Genomic DNA, 18,341 nt, shown 5'->3' on the forward strand with positions numbered 1-18,341 from the left:
CGCTATCCCGTGCGAAAGAAACCACAGGATGAACGTGCGTGAACCGCATTCCTTTTTGAGTTTTAGCAAAACACCTATTTTGGCGTATACCAAATGGGGGAAGTGTAAGCGCGGTCCTGCAATTGCATCCGAGTGCCTTCCGGCATTTGGACATTGAAGAACTTCGCGTCGTAAGCTGTCCACCGAGGCGTCGGAATTTCTATCACACGAACATAGTAAAATGCGCGCTTTTCTGGATCAAATTCCGGGTCAATCCAGTAACCGGTTAGTAACGGCTCACCTATCGTATTGGTGTAAGAGGCATCCGCTACATTGACAGTGTTACCGACATCTCCATCACAGGCGTGATCGACGACGGCCCGATCACCGCAGGCTACGTCAAAGATTTTCTCTGAAGTCGTGCCGTCGTCGTTCAACCAGCCCTTCACGATCTGAAGGCGATCAAGATTAGCACCGTCGGGATCACGCAGAGCACGGATCATCAGTGTCGGAGAGCCGCCATCTGGCGCGTCGGTCAGGTCGCCACCCATCGGCACCCCTCGGGCATAGCCGGTACGGGCAAAGTCAGGACGCGACACCTCTTCAGTGTTGAAGTCCCAGCCCGCGAAAACTCGAACAGAAAGGCGCGTTCCGGAAGTTGCATAAGTTTCCTTCCGAGCCATAGCGTCCCAGATTGACTCGCGGGTATTTTCCCTTGCCCAAACAGCTGCAAGACCCGAAGCACCGACATCGGCTTCCATGATAGACAGTGCGGGGTTGTCGGCTGCAACAAGCGGGTGGAAAGCACGGTCAGGAGCGGGCTCTACGAATGAAGCCTTTGAAAAATTGTTCTCTTCGCGCGAAGTGGGCAGGGCAGTATGATTGTCTGTTGAACCGATCATTCCGAATTTGAAGGGGTTAACGCCAAGGTTTGCCTCTGCCATGAGGCCGGTCTTCAAGGCCTCGCGAGCGTATTCAGCAGGGAGCATCTCAGGCGTCTTTGCGCCCTGACCGTTTAGATTGCCAGCGTCGATCGTCTCAAAGTCGGCGAACGCATCGTCTGGGGACAAAAGCGGGTGGGCCTCACCATCACCTTTTTGTTGGGTAACTTCCGCCAAAGGCTCCCAACGAATGCGCTTGGCCGCGTAGTTCGCGTCGATTGGTTCCCCTGACAGATTTGACCCGTCAATGGTCTCTAATGCGAACATAAGCCCATTCGACAAATTACCGTTGTGCGGGATCGCAAGGACCTGACCACCGGTTTTCTCTTCATAGGCCGCCATGTAGTCCCATAAATCTTCGGGATCGGTTGAGTCGTATTGCGAAAATGGAAACACTTGGGAAGTGCGATCTTTGCCATCACGGAAGATCACAACGCGATGCATGTTGTTGCCGCCGGGGTGAGACGTCCATTCGAAGCCATGAAATGTGGTGAATGTTCCAGGCTGGTAGTATTCGTCAGCGTTGGTTGTTGCACTATCCCATGCCGTTGCGAGCAGTTTTGGCTCGTTGATCAAGTCGGTATCATTAGCGCGCAGCCACTCTAGAAACGCTTCATATCCGTTCCCAGATTTAACCATATCATGCCAGCGTTTACCGGTCTCGTTGGCCAGAATTAGCGGGTCCGAGCGACGAATAAAATCTGCCAGGCCGAGGTTTTCGGCATGATCGGCCATCACTACAAAGTCGAGAGGGCGGATCAGTTTTACCCTCCAACCGAGCGCGCTTGTCACCTCTTCGCCACGTGATACGCGATACCCGGCATCCTGATCCAACACCCCGCCTGCCATACCTGAGTCTGCAGACCACGAGGAGTGCAAGTGCGTATCACCGAAAAGAACACGGTTAGGAAAATGGTCGTCGACATAAGGTGAGTATTCAGCCTTTGGCTCATCGACTAAATCAGCGGGTGGCAAGAGGTCTTGCGCAGAGGCTGAGGTCGTCGCGGCGACCAGCGTTGTGATTGAAATTGCGGTGGCAAAACTGAGCTTCATTTAGGGCCTCCATTTCCACGTTTTCGAGCGAAGGTTTTGTTAGGACCTTAGGGACGCTGGTCGCTCGCAAGTTATGGTTTCCTCTTATGGGTCCAATTCAACTTCGACTTTCTTCAAAACTCCTGGGAAGTCGAATGGCACATGATAGTCTTCGCTCACTGGTTCTCCTGCGTCGGAGCCAATATCGAAGGTCTCGTCGAGAGATATCCGGTAGCCCATTGTCCGTTCGACCCGGCCCTCACCCACAAGTGTATCGTCTACAAAGAGTTTTCCTGTCCCGCCAAGGCCGACACCTCCACCGTCGTATTCGAACTCGTAGCGAATAATATGCTCGCCCGGCGTAAGGACATCTCCCACTATGTTGTACCGCTCAAGGTTGGCGACATTGTAGGTGTAGATTGGCTTTCCTCCCAACACATAGAGCGCCCATCCTCCAAATCGTCCACCTTGTGTGACGAGCATTCCGTCAGTCTCACCCTCGCCAATATCAACATGCGCAGTGATCGTATGTGACTTGTTCTTGAAGTCGGGTGCAGTGCCTTCCGGGATACGTCGCATGTTGTCGAAATATGTGAACTTCGAACGACCTTGCGTCAGGCTTGGACGGAGCGCTACGTCCAGCCTGTCGACCTTGTCGTTGTCGATTGGAAGGACATTGTATTTGGCGGCTTCACCATAAAATACGATCTGCAACTCGGCCAATTTCTCGGGGTTTTCGTTAGCTAAGTTGTTGGCCTGCGAGAAGTCCTCTTGGACATTATAAAGTTCCCACATCCAATCATTGATCACGTCGCTTTTCTGGGTGACGCTAATCCAGGGAGCTTCCGGCGGGGTAGTGGTGGCTACCCACCCGTCGCTGTAAATCGCGCGGTTGCCCATCATCTCAAAATACTGAGTGCGACGAGTTGATGGGGCGTCGGCATTATCGAAAGCGTAAACCATGCTGGTGCCTTCAATTTCAGATTGCGCGACGCCGTTTATTGATGTCGGCGCTGGGATCCCTACCGCTTCAAGGATTGTCGGCATGATGTCGATTACATGGTGGAACTGCCTTCGCACTTCGCCTCTGGCTTCTATCCCCGCTGGCCAGCGAATGATCATTCCGTTACGTGTGCCTCCGAAATGGCTGGCAACTTGTTTGGTCCATTGGAATGGTGTGTTCATGGCGTGCGCCCAAGCTGAAGGGAAGTGACCAAAGGTATTTGGCCCTCCCAGCTCATCCATTCTCGCGTATGTATCTTCGAAAGGTACAGCGATGTTGTTGAAGAAAGTCATTTCATTCAACAGGCCATCCGGACTGCCTTCGGCGCTCGCTCCGTTGTCGCCCATCAAGTAGATAATGAGGGTGTTATCCAACTCACCGGTCTCCTCAACAGCGTCGATGATCCGGTTAATTTGATGGTCCATATGGGCAAGAGCGCCAGCGTAGACCTCCATCATTCGTGCGTAGAGTTCTTTTTGCTGGTCGTTCAGTGAATCCCAAGCACGCAGTTGCTCAGGTCTCGGAGTTAGCATGGTATCTTCAGGGATTATTCCCAGTTCTTTCTGCCTGGCGAACGACTCTTCACGGACCTTGTCCCAACCTTGATCGAATTGTCCTTTGAATTTTTCGATCCATTCCTTTGGAGCGTGGTGTGGTGCGTGCGAAGTGCCGGGCGCATAGTAAACGAAAAACGGTTTGTCCGGCGCAAGTGCATGTTGTTCGCGAATATAGTTGATAGCCCGATCCGCCATGTCTACGTCTAGGTGATAGTCTTCAGTGTTGGGCGGTTCGATCGGTTTGGTTCCATCGAAAATAGCAGGGGTGAACTGGCTCGTATCGCCACCAATGAAACCGAAGAATTGTTCAAAGCCCAAGCCGGTCGGCCACAGATCAAAAGGTCCGACTTGGCTCGACTGCCAATCGGGAACATTGTGGTTCTTACCGTACCATGCGGTATTGTAGCCGTTTCCCTTGAGAATTTCTGCAATAGTTCCGTTTTCCTTAGGCATGAGGGAGTTGTAGCCTGGGAAGCCGGTGCCGATTTCCATTATTACACCGGTCGCGTTCGAATGGTGATTGCGCCCCGATATCAACGCAGCCCGGGTTGGCGAGCATAGTGCGGTTGTATGCATCTGGATGAAACGTAGTCCGTCTTCGGCTAGTCGATCATATGCTTCTGTTGGGACAGGTCCGCCAAATGCTGTGGGTGCCCCGAACCCAACGTCATCGGGCATAATTAGAAGAATGTTGGGCGCACCTTCCGGGGCGACGACTTGCCTCGGAAAGTCCAGACTGGATTCGCCAGTTCTTAGGCCGATATGACCGTTGAATTTAGTCAAAGGGATCGGCAAAACCGAGCGGTCCCAGTCATTCTGCGACATAGATGGCGTTGCACACAAAGACAGCAGGCTCGCCAAAATTACACCTTGTGCTGCACCCAAGTTCGTCAACCTCATGTGTTTTCCCTTCTGATTTAATTGCTCAAACGGTCTTCTCAGGTGACCGTTCATATCGAATGAATGTTGGTAGCCGGCGATCTACCTTTGTTTCAGGTGCCAAGAACTCTACGGTTGGGTGTTGGTCTCTTTGCACGCTGTGCCGGTGTTTATTTGGCAGCTTTGACCGTCATCACTGTCACAGTTGAACTAATTTTCACTGCTAGAGTTGCTCGAAACTTTAGCAGTGTTAGCAAATGGAACTTGAGCGCTTTGATTAACAGGCTGCTCAGGGTTTAGTTTGCTTCGGGTAACGACGCCAAACTACTTTAAGGTTAGGCAATCCGATGCTGAACGCCGCACGACACCTTGCTCCTCTCGTACCGTCGCACCTTTGGCTAGGTCAAAACATGTGCACAATTGGGTGAATTATTTGTCGTGCCTGTTGATTTTGCACGTTATTTTAACATCCCAAAAGTGCAAACCGACGCTTTGGTGGAGGTTTGGGCGACCCTTTATTGGTCGACTCGTCCGTTTTCTTTTAGTGAACCAAACTCTTCAACTTACCCTCATGAAGTTAAGAACTGCGCAAAGAAGTATCGTTAGAAAGTCAACTTCGCGGACGTTCGGCAAAGGCCAAATCCTACTCCCGCAACCAGTGTCAGAAATCCCCTACACAGCCCGGTCAGACTAAAATTGATCCTCCAGATCAAGTGCTTAACGTCGCCACCGCGTCAGGCTCAAAACCTCAAAGCAAGTGCGCCAAAGCATACTCCAGAAACCAACACGGTTAACAAAATGCCGAACATGCCGCCTTACGGCGACTTTAGTTCATTCTGGGCCAACCCAATCATCGCTGCCACGGCACCCTGGAGTTCGATCTGAACGCCGTCCCTCTCATGCAGGACCGTGACCCGTTCGATAAGGACCCGGATGATCTCCAAAGCTCCTGTGAGGATCGACGGGTCCGATAACGCATGTGCAAGACTAGCAACATTGGAGCGGCAGCGGAAAAACCCCTCATTGGTGCGCATTGCAATGAAGGCCAGAGATGCAAACTACACGAGCTTAGAATAGAAAGTGTCCGTTTGAGCCGCAAGAGTGCAAAGCGTGAAAGTCGCTGTGTTCAAAAACTTGATAGTAAATTCGAATCCGAAAGAAATTTGCCCGAGTTGTCAATGCGCGCTTGAAAAGCGACATTGATGTCCAAGGGCTATCTAGTTGGTAGCTTTATTGGATGGTTGAACACTTTACCTAGTTAAGCTCAAGCGACCTGCACTTCTCTCTCCGGCCAGAACTCGTCGACTATGACATAGGCGACAATTACGAAGAATGCGGCCCCTGCGACTTGCAAAACGCGCGTAATACTTTTGACGTCGGCCTCATCCGAAAATGGCGCAATCGACCCACCATAAACGATCAGGACAGTCGTCAACGCCGAGCCGGCTGCCGCGGCGAGAGCGGCCTGAGACTTTCCAAGCGCTCCGAGGGTGAAGCAGAAGAACAGACATAACAAAATTGGCGTCAGAATAACTGGTGCGATCACGTTTACTTCATAACAGATGATCGACACCGCAGCTCCAAGCAGGTTTGCTGTCAACATCGCTTTGGCGACGGTCTTACCCATTGAAGGCATGGCTGCCAGTTGCTGACTCAAAAGGGCGACGAAGAACAGAACCAATAGGGCAGATGCGCCAGATAGAAAAAACACCATGGCAAATGGCACAGTCACAAGTGACATTCTGACGATCCGCCGGTGCGGATCAAATACGGGTGGCGCGTCAGCTTTCTTCTCTGCGGCTGATTGAAGATCTGCTGGGATCAGCACAAACATCAGCGTCGATACGAAACCTGCAAATAGCAAGTTTATCGGTATCCAGAACACGAGCACAAGCGCCAGGTCCTGTGATTGCAGGGCGAGGTTCGGGATCATCAATGCCCCCATAAGCGCGATGACACCAGGTAGAACACCAGCCCCTGAAACTGACCACATGAAGGATAGTATGATCCCTATGGCCACCAGAATAAGGAATACCACTGGGTAGGGTGCGAAGATTGACGACAATAGAAATGAGATGAACATCAATCCTATCGAGAAAACAAACAATTTGGTGAATGCTGCTAACGGCAGCGCAGCGGGTGCTTGCAGAAAGAGCGCAGTGAAAACTGCCCCTACAACCGCCAAGGGCCATCCTAAAAACAGGCCCAAGGTAAAGACGCCGGTCACACCCAAGGCGAGCCTGAAAATGGATTTCCGGCCCTCAATAGGCATAGGAAAGAATCGAAACCAAACGGATATAGGTCTGGCCGACCATGTTCAGCAGGGAATTGTCGCTCAGATACATGATCACGTCGGCCTGCCCGTTAAGTTGGAAGCGTAGGTCGTCTTCGGCGCTTCCGGCCTCATACCCCGGCAGCACGATCCGAACAGGGAACCGTTCTGGTTCGCGTAGAAACCCTTTGGTACTTGGCGGGCTCGCCAACTGGCCGGGTTCATCGCCTCCGCTCAAAGATACAGCCGCGCTGAAGCTCTCAATAACACCCGGGACGATTTTACCGGGGTGCATATCCAACACGACATCGACAGGAGAACCTATTGCAGCTCGGCCTAAGTTATTTTCAGTAAAATACGCCTCAATCCAAACGTCGGTTGCATCCAGGAACGTCAAAAGGTCCTGACCAGATCGTGCGTATGTACCAGGGGCTATCAACAAATTGGATATGACACCCGTCGCCGGAGCGCGAAGTTCCGTCCACTCGAGGTTTAGCTCTGCATCTGCCAAGGCTGCCAATGCGCGTTGTATTTTTGGATTTTCGATCCCGTCGTCACCCAACCTCTGCTTTGCTTTTTCCAAATCCGCTTTAGCGTTCTCATAACTTGCCTCAGACTCTGCCAATTGACCTCGGGCATCATCGGCTTTTGAGACGGCGATCAATCCCTTTCTTTCCAGCGCAAACACGCGCTCTGTTTGAATCCGCATCGTATCCAGATCGCTCTGGGCCCGGGCCAATTTGGCTTGCGCAGCCCTCACCTCTGCCGAAGAGGCGCCCACCTCCTGCGTAGCCGCTTCTAGATCAGCTTCGGCCTTGTCGCGTTGAATTTCATAGGGCCTGGGGTCAATCCGAACCAGAACATCACCTGCCGAGACAACCTGTCCATTTTCGACAAGAACTTCGGTCACTGTACCGGTGACCTGTGGAACAATTTGGGTCGCGACGGCCTTTACTCTGGCATTCCCGGTAAACGGGGTTTTGCGGTCCGCGACAAGGTACCAGACGAGGAAAATAAGAATGACGGCCAAAGTGGTCCAAATCGTCTTTCTCATTTCGCCGCTCCTTCAGCTTCACTTTCGGCTTCTGCAGGCGCATCGATCCAGACCTTGAACAGTTCATAGAATACAGCGAACAGAACAGGCCCCATAAAAATTCCGATCAAGCCATACGCCATCATGCCGCCGAGAACACCGATGAGGATGACTAGCATGGGAGTTTCGAGGCCCTTTGAGATGAATACAGGTCTCAGGAAACTGTCCATAATCGCTACGGGAACGGCCAGTACGGTGAAGATCAACGCTGTGCCACCGGACATGGTGCTCCAGGCGTAGATGACTACTGGCAGAAGAACCAAACCGGGTCCAATTTGGATAATCGAAAGGATCAGGCAAATAAACGCCAGCGTCGCGGCCGAACCAATCCCGAACAGCGCCAACAATACCCAAACTACGACCGCCTGAATCGCAGCTACGCCAATCACACCCTTTGTCACATTGCGGATCGTCGCGCCTGCCAGTGTAACGAATTCGCCGCCCCGGGGCGCAAAGACTCGGTTGGCAAAACGCTGAAGGCCTTGCACAAGACTTGGGCCAGGGCTGAACAAGGCACCCATAATCAAGACGGACAAAGCCAGTGCCAAGAGGCCAAGTCCGATGCTTAGCACCCGTCCGAACAGCGATTTGGTGATCTCAAGAATCTGCGCGCCGTATTTGGCAAGCGCGCCATCAAGGTTTCGTTCAAATAAGCCCCAAACTTCAGAAATCTTGTTGCCGACCAGGGGCAGCTCTTTTAGCCCTTCTGGTGCCGGTGGGACTTTTAGCTCGCCGCTGTCAGCTTGCTCTGCAAACTCAGATCCAAGCTCGGCTGCCCCCGATACCGCTGTTGCGACCGGCCCCAAAGTCAGAAGAAGACCTAACAAAACCAAAATCGTCGTAGCAAGTTTCTTCCGCCCGCCCAACTTGGACTGTAGCCAATCGAAAACTGGATAGAGTGCGACGCATAGGATCGTCGCCCAGATCACCACGCTTGCCAGCGGTGCCACCATTACCAAAGCGCTGTAAAGGAATAGTCCGAGAAACAGCAGTCTTATCGCGAGATCGACAATCTTCGCGTCCTGGGTCTTTTCCATACCATCCCTCCAATATTTGTTTTCTGAATGTTACACTCAAAAAACGAAATATGTATATTTTTAAATTGGAGGGATCTGCAGCAACCTGAATTCTCTTGTAAATTCGTATTTCAGAGGGCTGGTCTGTAGATGTATAGCCTGCGTATGAAATTGGGTTGGCTCATTGGAGCAAAAATTAGTCGTCCCCTTTGGTGTCATCTTGGGACAGGATTGTATCCGCCACCGTGGTCGCTGCAGTCACGAAAATGCCGAGCCCCACGATGATGTAGAACATTGTAAAGATTTTGCCTGCTGCGGTTTCAGGAGAAAAGTCGCCAAACCCTACAGTCGATATTGTCACAACAGAAAAGTAGATGGAGTCGAGCCAACTCCAACCTTCGACATAGCGATAGAATACAGACGCCCACAGGATCATACCGGTTGTGAAGGCCAGAAGGCCTTTGACCCTGCCATCTTTAAAGGCGACGCCTATTCCTCGCGTAATTCTGGCTATCGAATTCATAAAACGACAATATCAAGGTAAAAACAAATATATACTATTTTTTGAATTTTTTCGTACTAGCCCGAAAATCTTGTGCGCTCTCACCGCGCGTATCGTGCGGAAATTTTAACCGACTGTTCGCCCAACCGCTTTGGGACTATTCGGTTCTGTTTTTACTCTATTGGCAGTTTCGGCAATGGTGAAATGCGATACCTGCGTCGAAAGGCTAACGGAAATTTCAAGTTCAAACTGCATCAGCGAAATCCACTTTCCCAATGTCAGTAGGGTCCGCTAACAGGGACTGCACAGTCTTTTTTTTGAATGTCCGGTTCGGGCTGTTTTCTGTTACAGGCGACGGTGGAACGTGGTTCCCCGCATTCACCATGAAGCGAAATCCTTTTACTTTGCCCTGAAATTTTGTTTCGTAGCTTGGCCAAAAAGCGAAATTTCATGACAGCGTGGGCGCGATAGTTTAGGTTTTTACTTTAAACAGAATATCCAAGTCTCGGTGGGCTCCTTGGAACAAGTTACCTTTACGTTTGAGATGGGTGTGGTTTGCGTTTTGTTGGCCTTCACCGTCTTCTTGTTTGTGTCAGAAATTGTCAGAATTGACCTCTCCGCCATACTGGTTCTGGTTCTCGTCGGACTTCTCAGCTACGTACCCGGGCTTGAGAACCTGGCGGATGTTTCGCATCTGTTCGATGGGTTTGCGTCAAACGCTGTGATTTCTATTATCGCGGTCATGATCGTCGGTGCCGGATTGGATAAAACTGGTATCATGAACAAGGTTGCGGCGGTCATTCTAAAATATGGCGGCACGGCTGAAAGTCGGGTCCTGTCGATTGTTTCAGGAACGGTCGGCATCATATCGTCATTCATGCAGAATGTCGGAGCGGCTGCGCTGTTTTTGCCGGTCGTCAGCCGCATTTCTACGAGGTCGGGAATACCCCTGTCCCGTCTGCTGATGCCCATGGGGTTTTGCGCCATTCTTGGCGGCACGATGACTATGGTCGGGTCTTCTCCGCTGATTTTGCTGAACGACTTGGTCCAGACTGCAAACGAGGGGCTACCTGAAGGCCAAAAAATCCAACCCTTCGGGCTGTTCTCGGTAGCGCCAATTGGCGCGGCCTTAATCCTGACCGGGATCGGTTATTTTCTTTTGTTTGGGCGTTGGGTGCTGCCTGAAGACACCGGATCCGACAACACCGGCACAGGGCAGGGTACGCAGGAATACCTACAACGGGTTTACGGCTTGCAGGCGGATATTTTCGAAGTGATCGTGCCAGAAAAAAGCCCGTTGGTCGGGCAGATACTGGCTGACATCAACCATGAAAATCATCTCTACATAATATCCACATTTTATCGCGGTAAAACTTCCATGGTTCAGGTTCTTACAGCCGAGATCGCCGCTCCGTGCAGGCTTGCCATCATAGGAAACCGCTCGGTTGTCGAACAGTTTGCAGAGAAATTTGATCTGACTGTTCTTCCTGAACTGGATATCTTCGTAGAAGAGTTTGCGCCAACCAATGCCGGAATAGCCGAAGTCGTCGTGACACCTGATAGCAAGCTGATCGGGAAATGCCCCCGCGAGCTTTTGTTCCGAAAGACGTACGGCATGTCATTGCTTGCTATTCATCGAGGAGAAGAAACTCTCAGTCACGTCGAGACTGATACGCACGCGTCCACTCAGATCGGACTTGAAGAGTTTCACGCGGGCGACATGCTTGTCGCGCATACGAGGTGGGACAACCTGATGCGGGTCAAAAAGGATCCAGACTTTGTGGTTGTGACAACAGATTTTCCGCAAGATGAGCTACGGCCTCAGAAGGTCGGTTGGGCTTTGGCCTTCTTTGCAATATCGCTGTCGCTGATACTGTTCACCGACGTTCGCTTGTCCCTTTGCCTTCTGACAGGCGCCGCTGGAATGATGCTCACGCGGGTACTCAGTGTCGATGAGGCATACAGGGCAGTCGGATGGAACACGGTTTTCCTGCTGGCATGCCTGATACCGCTGGGGCAGGCGGTGCAAAATACCGGCACCGCAGCTTGGATCGCCCAGCAAATCATGATCATTTTGAACGGTTGGCCGATTTGGGCGCTTCAAGCGGGTGTCGCAATATTGGCCACCGCGTTTTCCCTGGTTATGTCGAATGTCGGGGCAACCGTGCTGCTCGTGCCCCTTGCTGTTTCAATTGCCGTAGCTGCCGGCGGAAACGCAGCGGCCTTTGCGCTAACAGTTGCAATCTCGACCTCGAACAGCTTCATCATTCCGACCCATCAGGTAAACGCACTGATTATGGGGCCCGCGGGTTACAAGGTAATGGACTTTGTGCGTTCCGGGGGCATCATGACCGTCCTGTTTTTGTTGGTTTCCTTGGTGATGCTCAATGTGATTTTCTGAACCGACTGAAGGGAACAGATATCAAACTTTAGGCACCAAACCAAAACCTAACGATGCCGGTTTTAACTTTTTGCCGCTTACCGGGTTCCACTGGTCATCTGAACTCGCCCATGCCCAATCTGTCTTTTTTAGCCGAGAACTTTCACGAGTTTGGCACGCTCGGCGCATCAATTGCATTGCAAATTTCAAACCCGAATTGGAAAGCACGCGGGTCACAACAAATTCGGTCCCGACCTTCAAACGGGTTGCTATTTTGCATCCCCTTGAACGTCCGAAAAGCCGGTTGGATGGCAGACACGGATCCCGGCGCTTAAGGTCCGGTTTTCTCCTCACTAACAATTTCACTATGAGTAACGGTTTTGTGAGGCTCATCGGTTCATGACTAACTAATCAACTAGTTGAATCAGAATTAGTATTTTCAACAGAGACTGATTGTGTTGGGTGGCGAGTATGTATTCCCCATTGTTTTCTATTTGGGCATCTCTTCCGTTTGACTTTGGCCAAAGGGCTGAACACGCTCTAGGGCAGTGGAACAAGCACTCCTCATAGCTAGGCTTCTGACTGTTCCGGCGACGGTGTTTTCTGCGGAACATCAATTAGAGGACGGCACGACCGTCGCGCCGCTTAAGATGTTCCAGGAATGCGATGTCTGCCCCGAGATGATCGCGCTTCCCGTGGGTGAGTTCATGATAAGTGGGCTCCAGGGGAATCTCGGAGAACCAAGTATATTGCTGATGGAAAAACGCGAACAGCTACACCGGAAGCTCCTTACATAGCAAAGCATGAGGGCCCGGTTCACCGTGTGGAAATCGACATTCCGATTGCAATGGAGCGCAACGAAGTGACCTACGATCAATGGATGGCGTGCGTCCAAGACAGGGGATGTGGTGGGTTCGTTCCGAAAAACTGTATTCCGCAGCTCGACGGTTCCTTTGTGTCATTGACTGGAAATTTCCCGGTTATCTACGTCTCGTTTGAAGATGCAATTAGTTATACGAATTGGCTTAATCAGAAGGTTGGGGCCGAGGTCTATCGGCTGCCCACCGAAGCCGAATGGGAATACGCCGCGCGGGCAGGAACTCAGACGCAGTTTGCTCAAGGCGAAGAGGTTTCTGCTGATCAAGCAAACTTTAGCGGTTCCGCCACCGAGAAGACGTTGGGAGTAGATCGCCCTGATCTGGTCTCACGTCGACTACCTGTTCAAGTTGATCTACTCAATGCCGCGAACGCTTGGGGTCTGAGGCATACGTCAGGAAATGCTGCGGAATTGACGATGTCATGTTGGTCCAAGAGATACGAAGGGTGGTCGACATCTAGCCGTTACTTGCAACATGCTGTTTCGACTTTGTGCGACTCCAACGTCGCTCGAGGTGGAGCTTACGGCCTTGCGATGGACTATGTGCGTGTGGGCTCTCGAGGACGAGTCATAGGCGCGGGTCGGGTAAGATTTACTGGGTTTCGCGTACTCAGAGAATGAAGAACTTCCGACTAAATTTTGGAGAGAAAAAAATGGCTTGTTTCCATGGTGATAGAGATCCCCACACAGCAAATGGTCCATTTGCGGGGCTTCCAACGAGCTTAGGGTAACCTGTTCGGAAAACAACCAAAGTCCACGTTTTCTGGCTCACGTGATCGCATCAATCTCCCCTCGAACATAATCCCAAAGACTGAGGCGACCGAGGAAGAGATTTCAGAAAAACTGCAAAAAGCACAGCGCAATGACATCAATTCATAGTCCCAAAAAAGGGATAGAGAATTTCTGAACGCATCTCGTTCTGCTTAGATTGACACCGTCAGACAAAGCGAAAACACGCTTTCAGTTTCGCCTAAACTTTCCTTAATCGTTCAGAATAGCAGCCTTAACTTCCGCCTCCTTTATCTGTTGTACGACATCAACAGGACACTAGGAATTGGAGGAATTACCATGGCCAATACTCATGCCGCCCCAGCGCCGAAAAACGTTTTTGCCGGGATGATAGCAGACTATGCAGAGGCACGGACCGAGCTCTTTCGGCGGCGGATTTTCGCAAAGACCGTGCGGGAGTTGGAAAGCCTGAATGATGCACAGTTGGCGGATATCGGCGTCCCGCGCGCCGAGATCAAACAGCGCGCTTACCAAAGTGTCTATCGCGGCGTTTCTTACCACAACTGACATGGCCCTCGCCCAGCTCAAAGTAGCAAAGAAGGAAGGACCCTGAATATGTTTGATGACGTTTCATTGAATGGCAGGCTGACCCCGGCCGAAAGCGCATTGTTGCTGTTCGACAGAGCGATGAGGATCCAGGCAATCAGAGCCGATATCGTTCGTGCCGCACAATATCTGGACGGGTTCAGTGATCGCAAACTCTCAGAGCTAGGGATCAATCGCAGCGATATCGAAACAACAATCGACAGGTATATCTGACCGCATCACGCAGGGTTGGATAGCGTCTTATCGAAAAAGCCATTCCGGGGTCCTTGGAATGGCTTTTCAAGCTGAACGGTCAGTTGCAGTGGGTCTCTATCTGTAGGTGCTGTGCCAGCCTGTCGATCTCGGCCATCCATGTTTCCACGAGTTTCGGGTCACTGGGTGCTGCGTGAACCCCGGCTGGAATGGCCCGGTTTAGAACCGCTTCGACGGCTAGTGACACCGGCACTGAGACGAGGCGCGCCATCGCCGTGCCCCGCGCGTCGCCCCACGCGTCCATGACATAGGTTTTGTGCCAGACAGGAATGCCGTCCTTCTCGGCCTTCAGGCCCACGCACAGGACCACGCGGTCAGGCTCGCCCGCGTCATAGGCGTTCTCGGCCCAGAACTGATCCGACATCTCTTTCAAACGCGCGTCACCTTCGGGGCCCGAGAGGGTCTCGATCTCGGTAAATACGTCCGCCCAGGCATCGGCCCAGCCGTTCAGGCGCAGAGTGCCGCGGACGAATTCCTTGACGGTCCAGTGATCCTCGAATTGGTACTCGGCCATGAACGGCAGAGAATCCCGGTTGGGATAGACCTCAAAGCTTTCGGGAGCGGGTAGCGGTGCAATATAGCTGGTGATGGCATCCCACGGGCGGGCAACGTCCAGCGGCGCGTAGTCGCGGATGGATTTTGACGGCGACCGCAGGGCTTTCAGAACGCCCAGAGGCGACCAGCTGAATTTATAGCGGAATGGGTTGGGGTTTTTGGGGATGCCGCCGCAATAGGAGATGAAGCTCAGGTGGTTTTGCGCGTCAAAAGCATCCGAGGCGCGGTAGTCAGCGACCAATGCGTGCGCCATCAGGTGATCGATGCCCGGATCCAGCCCGACCTCGTTGACGATGGTAACACCCGCTTCGCGCGCCTTGTCATCCAGCGCGCGCATTTCGGGGGCGATATAGGATGACGACACAAAGTTCGCGCCTTTGGAGATCGCCAATTCGGCCAGCGGTACATGCCAGTCGCCGGGTAGCATGGATACGATCACATCGCCCTTTTCCAATACCGCGCCCAAAGCGTCTATGTTAAATGCGCGAATTTCATCCGTCAGGTCGCCGACCTCAGCCTTGGCCTTGTCGATGGTCCGGTTCCAGACGGTGACTTTGTGACCGCCCTCGATCAGGCGGCGCAGGCCGGGGATGGCCGACAGGCCGGTGCCACACCAATGGATGGTCATTCGTATGCTCCTTTTTGGCTTTCAGCCGAATTTAAGTTTCGCAGTTACAATCGCACCGACAAGCAGGATCGATATCACATTGCCAAGGATCAACGGCCACGCAGCGATCATCAGCCCATAGATCAGCCACAGTGTCAGCGTGGTCAGAATCAGCAAGTTGGCGGGAAGGGACAGGTCTTTTGTTTCGCGGGTGCGCCAAGTTTTGAGAGTTTGAGGCAACCAGCATACTGTTCCCAAAATTGCCGCTGTTGCCCCGATCAGGTGTTCCATGGTTCGCCTTGCCTAACAATGTTTGACGAATTCGGCCCGTGCGCGGCCCCAGACGCCGCTGTCCAGATCGGTCAGGGTCAGCAGGGTGGGCAGCAGTTGCGTGGCGTAGTCTTCCGAGCTTTCGACCGGCAGCATCGAGGGCAGGTTGTCGATGGCCATCACGTCCATCACCGGGTCGGTGGCCACGCGCAGCGCGGGGGCGTCCCATGTGGTTGCCCGGTCATAGACTGGCACTGGGTTATAGTCGCTGTCCGGATCGCAGGCCACGTCTCCGATGGCGGTCAGGTTGCGCTGTGCGCTGAGCGCCTCGCGCGGGACAAAGACCGGTGTTCCGGGGCGAGCGAAGATGCAGTTCAGGAACAGATCATGGTCGAGGATCTCGGGGAAGGGTCCACCGCTGGCGGTCTCGGCCATGTCCCACTTTGTAACAGTGACTCCCATCGCCTCGCACAAATCCGCAGCACCCGTGCCCACGCGGCCCAAGGCGCCGATGACGATAGCACGGGGGCGGGTGCCCGTGGCGTCCAGCTCGGCCAGCAACTCGGCGTTCAGCGCGTCTTTGTTAGGGTACACCTCGACCGGAGGGCATTCCTGCCCCCGCTGCTGCGCAGCCCATGTTTTCAGCGTCACCGCTGCGCCCGCATAGCCCGCCCAATAGCCAAAGGCGGCGACCCGGCGGCCGTCTTCGTCCACCAGATACTCCAGATCATAAAGCGTTCCGCCCTCGGTCTTGAAGCGCTCTAATAGGGCGCGTCCGGAATGCTGGCCCTTATAAGCATGGCCGAACATGATATGGCGATGGGGCAGGGGCGTGCCGTCCTCTGGCAGTTCTTTAAGGCCAAAGATTATCGCGTCCAGCGGGGCTTGGGGCCAGGAGTTCTCGGCTGCGACCTCACACCCGGCCGCCTTATATCCGTCCAGCGGGATGGCGCGGACGGAACTTTCCTCAACCGTCACGCGGATGCCTGCGGCGATCAAAGCTGCGGCGCCTTCGGGGGTCAGCCCAACCCGTTCTTCGTTCGGGCGCTGTTCTGCCCGGACCCAGAGATGTGTCATCGTCGTTCCTTTTTCAGAGCATTCCGGCAGCGCGTACGGTCTGCACCGATGCCCGCGCCTCCATCGCGTCTCGGAACGCGATAATCTTGGGAAAGGCTGTAACGTCAACGCCGTCGCCCTCGAGCCAACTGCAGACCACATACAGATAAGCGTCCGCCAGCGAGAACTCATCCCCCAGTACAAAAGGCCCACGCAGCCCGTTCGAGGAGATATAGTCGCAGGACGCGGTCATCGTCTGCGCTACCTTACCCTGCATGTCTTTCCAGCTGGATTGCTTGTCAGCCCACCGCGCCCCGCGCATCTTGTGGGCGTGGTTCACATGCATGGTCGAGGCAAGGTAGTACATCACCTCGCGCATCCGCGCGGCCATGATCGGATCAGAGGGCACAAGCCCGGCCTCGGGCGCTATGGTTGCGATATAGTCCAACAGTGCGCCCGTTTCAGTCAGGATACCTCCGTCTACTACCAGCGCTGGCACACGACCCTTAGGGTTGATTTGCTTGTAGGTGGGTTTGGTCTGCTCACCGCCTGCGAAATCCAGCTTGATCGCCTCGTATTCCAGCCCGGCCTCTTCCAAGGCGATGGCCACGGCGACTGAAATCGTACGGGGGGCATAGTAAAGCTGCATGAAGGGCCTCCTTACAGGTGGGTCTGGGCGTATTGCCGATCGGGTGCTTCCAGATGTGGCACTGCATTGAACAGCACCGGGCTCAGCTGCGCACCAATTGGGTGCAGACGATGCATCGACGTATTCATGATGGCAAGCGCCACACGCGCCATCGCCGGGATATCCAGCCCCATCGCCTGCCGCACGACCATCGAGATCAGCCCGCCTGATGTCACCACAATCGCAGGGCCCCCTGCGGTTCCAATATCGTGCAGAGCGTCGCGCACGCGGGTTTCGAAGGTCTCAAACGTTTCTGGTGCGTTGGCGATTTCACCACTCGCCCACGCGGCGAATGTGCGGGGCAGGTGTTCCACAAACCCTTCGCGGTCGGTGGGGACGGCCACGTTGTGTTGTGCTTCATAAAGCTTGGCGATGTTGAAATACTCGATCTCGTTCAAACGCGGATCTTGCACCGGGTTCGGAAAACCCATGCTGGCCGCTGTTTCCAAATGGCGTTTCAGCGTTCCTGAATAGACCCGAGGAAAGTTGGCTTGTGTGTCGCGCAGATGCGCCCCCAGCCAACGCGCTTGCTGATGGCCCAGTTCGCTCAGCTTGTCGTAATCAGCTTCGTCCCGCGCGGCGGTGTTGGCCTGACCGTGGCGTATCAGAGTTATATGTGACATGTCCGTCCCTTCCGAGGCGAAGTCTTAGGCCAGCTTGAACCGAGGGACCAGAGGCTTCGGACTTGAACCAGGGAATTTCACCCTTTGGCGCGCGCTTTGCGGGAAAGCAGAAATGACCTGGGTTGCATCGGCAATTTCAAGTGTTGCGTAACGGAAAAAAGTTTCCTATACGCTACAAAACTGCTGTATGCGCCCGTATACACCTCTGGTTTCACCTGCCGAGTTGGGTCTTGTGTTTAAGGTTGTTGACTTGCGGCCGAGACCTCGGAAGCTTGTGGTGGGATCATGTTGAGCGACCAGCGCAAATAACGCGGCGGTACGGGATGCCAGGTTTTGAAAGGTTATAGATATGACATTACCGCGGCGCACGCCTTTGTATGACTTGCATGTTGAGTTGGGCGGGAAGATGGTTGATTTTGCTGGG

At 53.4% G+C, this 18,341-nt stretch carries 16 protein-coding genes; 4 read left to right on the forward strand and 12 right to left on the reverse strand.

From position 1 onward, the window contains the following. Positions 1-74: 74 nt before the first annotated feature. The 7 genes from ACR0DB_RS21980 to ACR0DB_RS22010 all read right to left on the reverse strand — a co-directional run bounded on the left by ACR0DB_RS21980 (position 75) and on the right by ACR0DB_RS22010 (position 9,295). Complete coding sequence (locus ACR0DB_RS21980; RefSeq protein WP_480552989.1) at positions 75-1,973, reverse strand: DUF3604 domain-containing protein; 1,899 nt, start codon at positions 1,971-1,973, stop codon at positions 75-77. An 84-nt stretch (positions 1,974-2,057) separates the two neighbouring features. Further along, the gene (locus tag ACR0DB_RS21985) at positions 2,058-4,412 is read right to left on the reverse strand and encodes an arylsulfatase (protein ID WP_480552991.1); all 2,355 of its coding nucleotides are present in this window, start codon (positions 4,410-4,412) and stop codon (positions 2,058-2,060) included. Positions 4,413-5,206: 794 nt separating this feature from the next. Next, positions 5,207-5,425: a hypothetical protein gene (locus tag ACR0DB_RS21990; RefSeq protein ID WP_480552992.1), complete on the reverse strand. Its 219-nt coding sequence runs from the start codon at positions 5,423-5,425 to the stop codon at positions 5,207-5,209. Between the two features lie 230 nt (positions 5,426-5,655). Next, the gene (locus ACR0DB_RS21995) at positions 5,656-6,663 is read right to left on the reverse strand and encodes a DUF2955 domain-containing protein (protein WP_480552994.1); all 1,008 of its coding nucleotides are present in this window, start codon (positions 6,661-6,663) and stop codon (positions 5,656-5,658) included. After that, complete coding sequence (locus ACR0DB_RS22000; RefSeq protein ID WP_480552996.1) at positions 6,653-7,693, reverse strand: HlyD family secretion protein; 1,041 nt, start codon at positions 7,691-7,693, stop codon at positions 6,653-6,655. Before ACR0DB_RS22000 ends, ACR0DB_RS21995 begins: the two co-directional genes overlap by 11 nt. Positions 7,694-7,713: 20 nt before the next feature. Next, positions 7,714-8,793, reverse strand: coding sequence for an AI-2E family transporter (locus ACR0DB_RS22005; RefSeq protein ID WP_170787525.1), 1,080 nt, complete (start codon positions 8,791-8,793; stop codon positions 7,714-7,716). Between the two features lie 175 nt (positions 8,794-8,968). Next, complete coding sequence (locus tag ACR0DB_RS22010; RefSeq protein WP_170775830.1) at positions 8,969-9,295, reverse strand: potassium channel family protein; 327 nt, start codon at positions 9,293-9,295, stop codon at positions 8,969-8,971. A gap of 523 nt (positions 9,296-9,818) precedes the next feature. On the opposite strand from ACR0DB_RS22010, the gene ACR0DB_RS22015 reads away from it, so the two are divergent. From ACR0DB_RS22015 to ACR0DB_RS22030, 4 genes are all read left to right on the forward strand, one after another. Beyond that, positions 9,819-11,675 carry an SLC13 family permease gene (locus ACR0DB_RS22015; RefSeq protein WP_480553004.1) on the forward strand — a complete coding sequence of 619 codons (1,857 nt, stop codon included), beginning with the start codon at positions 9,819-9,821 and terminating at the stop codon, positions 11,673-11,675. A gap of 727 nt (positions 11,676-12,402) precedes the next feature. Continuing rightward, positions 12,403-13,152 (forward strand): formylglycine-generating enzyme family protein, encoded by a 750-nt coding sequence (locus ACR0DB_RS22020; protein ID WP_480553005.1) that lies wholly within the window; start codon positions 12,403-12,405, stop codon positions 13,150-13,152. A gap of 447 nt (positions 13,153-13,599) precedes the next feature. After that, a complete protein-coding gene (locus tag ACR0DB_RS22025; RefSeq protein ID WP_170775826.1) occupies positions 13,600-13,827 on the forward strand; it encodes a DUF1127 domain-containing protein in 228 nt (75 codons plus the stop codon). A 48-nt stretch (positions 13,828-13,875) separates the two neighbouring features. Next, positions 13,876-14,079, forward strand: coding sequence for a hypothetical protein (locus ACR0DB_RS22030; RefSeq protein WP_170775824.1), 204 nt, complete (start codon positions 13,876-13,878; stop codon positions 14,077-14,079). A gap of 79 nt (positions 14,080-14,158) precedes the next feature. Here the strand turns inward: ACR0DB_RS22030 and ACR0DB_RS22035 are convergent, their stop codons facing one another. The 5 genes from ACR0DB_RS22035 to ACR0DB_RS22055 are packed head-to-tail and all read right to left on the reverse strand — an operon-like array spanning position 14,159 to position 17,917. Continuing rightward, on the reverse strand, positions 14,159-15,301 hold the full coding sequence (locus tag ACR0DB_RS22035) for a saccharopine dehydrogenase family protein (RefSeq protein WP_480552998.1): 1,143 nt from the start codon (positions 15,299-15,301) through the stop codon (positions 14,159-14,161). 21 nt (positions 15,302-15,322) lie between these two features. Then, on the reverse strand, positions 15,323-15,571 hold the full coding sequence (locus ACR0DB_RS22040) for a SemiSWEET family sugar transporter (protein WP_170775820.1): 249 nt from the start codon (positions 15,569-15,571) through the stop codon (positions 15,323-15,325). 12 nt (positions 15,572-15,583) lie between these two features. Beyond that, the gene (locus ACR0DB_RS22045) at positions 15,584-16,627 is read right to left on the reverse strand and encodes a saccharopine dehydrogenase (protein ID WP_480553000.1); all 1,044 of its coding nucleotides are present in this window, start codon (positions 16,625-16,627) and stop codon (positions 15,584-15,586) included. Positions 16,628-16,640: 13 nt separating this feature from the next. Continuing rightward, on the reverse strand, positions 16,641-17,255 hold the full coding sequence (locus ACR0DB_RS22050; protein ID WP_480553002.1) for a glutathione S-transferase family protein: 615 nt from the start codon (positions 17,253-17,255) through the stop codon (positions 16,641-16,643). A gap of 11 nt (positions 17,256-17,266) precedes the next feature. Next, positions 17,267-17,917: a histidine phosphatase family protein gene (locus tag ACR0DB_RS22055; RefSeq protein ID WP_170775814.1), complete on the reverse strand. Its 651-nt coding sequence runs from the start codon at positions 17,915-17,917 to the stop codon at positions 17,267-17,269. Positions 17,918-18,341 lie beyond the last annotated feature (424 nt).

It is taken from the genome of Ruegeria sp. AB6 (genome assembly GCF_056542685.1).

What these genes read in the sequence shown, in the direction of transcription:
- ACR0DB_RS21980 (WP_480552989.1), bottom strand. Translation starts at nt 1,973, where the DNA reads ATGAAGCTCAGTTTTGCCACCGCAATTTCAATCACAACGCTGGTCGCC.
- ACR0DB_RS21985 (WP_480552991.1), bottom strand. Translation starts at nt 4,412, where the DNA reads ATGAGGTTGACGAACTTGGGTGCAGCACAAGGTGTAATTTTGGCGAGC.
- ACR0DB_RS21990 (WP_480552992.1), bottom strand. Translation starts at nt 5,425, where the DNA reads ATGCGCACCAATGAGGGGTTTTTCCGCTGCCGCTCCAATGTTGCTAGT.
- ACR0DB_RS21995 (WP_480552994.1), bottom strand. Translation starts at nt 6,663, where the DNA reads ATGCCTATTGAGGGCCGGAAATCCATTTTCAGGCTCGCCTTGGGTGTG.
- ACR0DB_RS22005 (WP_170787525.1), bottom strand. Translation starts at nt 8,793, where the DNA reads ATGGAAAAGACCCAGGACGCGAAGATTGTCGATCTCGCGATAAGACTG.
- ACR0DB_RS22010 (WP_170775830.1), bottom strand. Translation starts at nt 9,295, where the DNA reads ATGAATTCGATAGCCAGAATTACGCGAGGAATAGGCGTCGCCTTTAAA.
- ACR0DB_RS22015 (WP_480553004.1), top strand. Translation starts at nt 9,819, where the DNA reads ATGGGTGTGGTTTGCGTTTTGTTGGCCTTCACCGTCTTCTTGTTTGTG.
- ACR0DB_RS22025 (WP_170775826.1), top strand. Translation starts at nt 13,600, where the DNA reads ATGGCCAATACTCATGCCGCCCCAGCGCCGAAAAACGTTTTTGCCGGG.
- ACR0DB_RS22030 (WP_170775824.1), top strand. Translation starts at nt 13,876, where the DNA reads ATGTTTGATGACGTTTCATTGAATGGCAGGCTGACCCCGGCCGAAAGC.
- ACR0DB_RS22035 (WP_480552998.1), bottom strand. Translation starts at nt 15,301, where the DNA reads ATGACCATCCATTGGTGTGGCACCGGCCTGTCGGCCATCCCCGGCCTG.
- ACR0DB_RS22040 (WP_170775820.1), bottom strand. Translation starts at nt 15,571, where the DNA reads ATGGAACACCTGATCGGGGCAACAGCGGCAATTTTGGGAACAGTATGC.
- ACR0DB_RS22045 (WP_480553000.1), bottom strand. Translation starts at nt 16,627, where the DNA reads ATGACACATCTCTGGGTCCGGGCAGAACAGCGCCCGAACGAAGAACGG.
- ACR0DB_RS22050 (WP_480553002.1), bottom strand. Translation starts at nt 17,255, where the DNA reads ATGCAGCTTTACTATGCCCCCCGTACGATTTCAGTCGCCGTGGCCATC.
- ACR0DB_RS22055 (WP_170775814.1), bottom strand. Translation starts at nt 17,917, where the DNA reads ATGTCACATATAACTCTGATACGCCACGGTCAGGCCAACACCGCCGCG.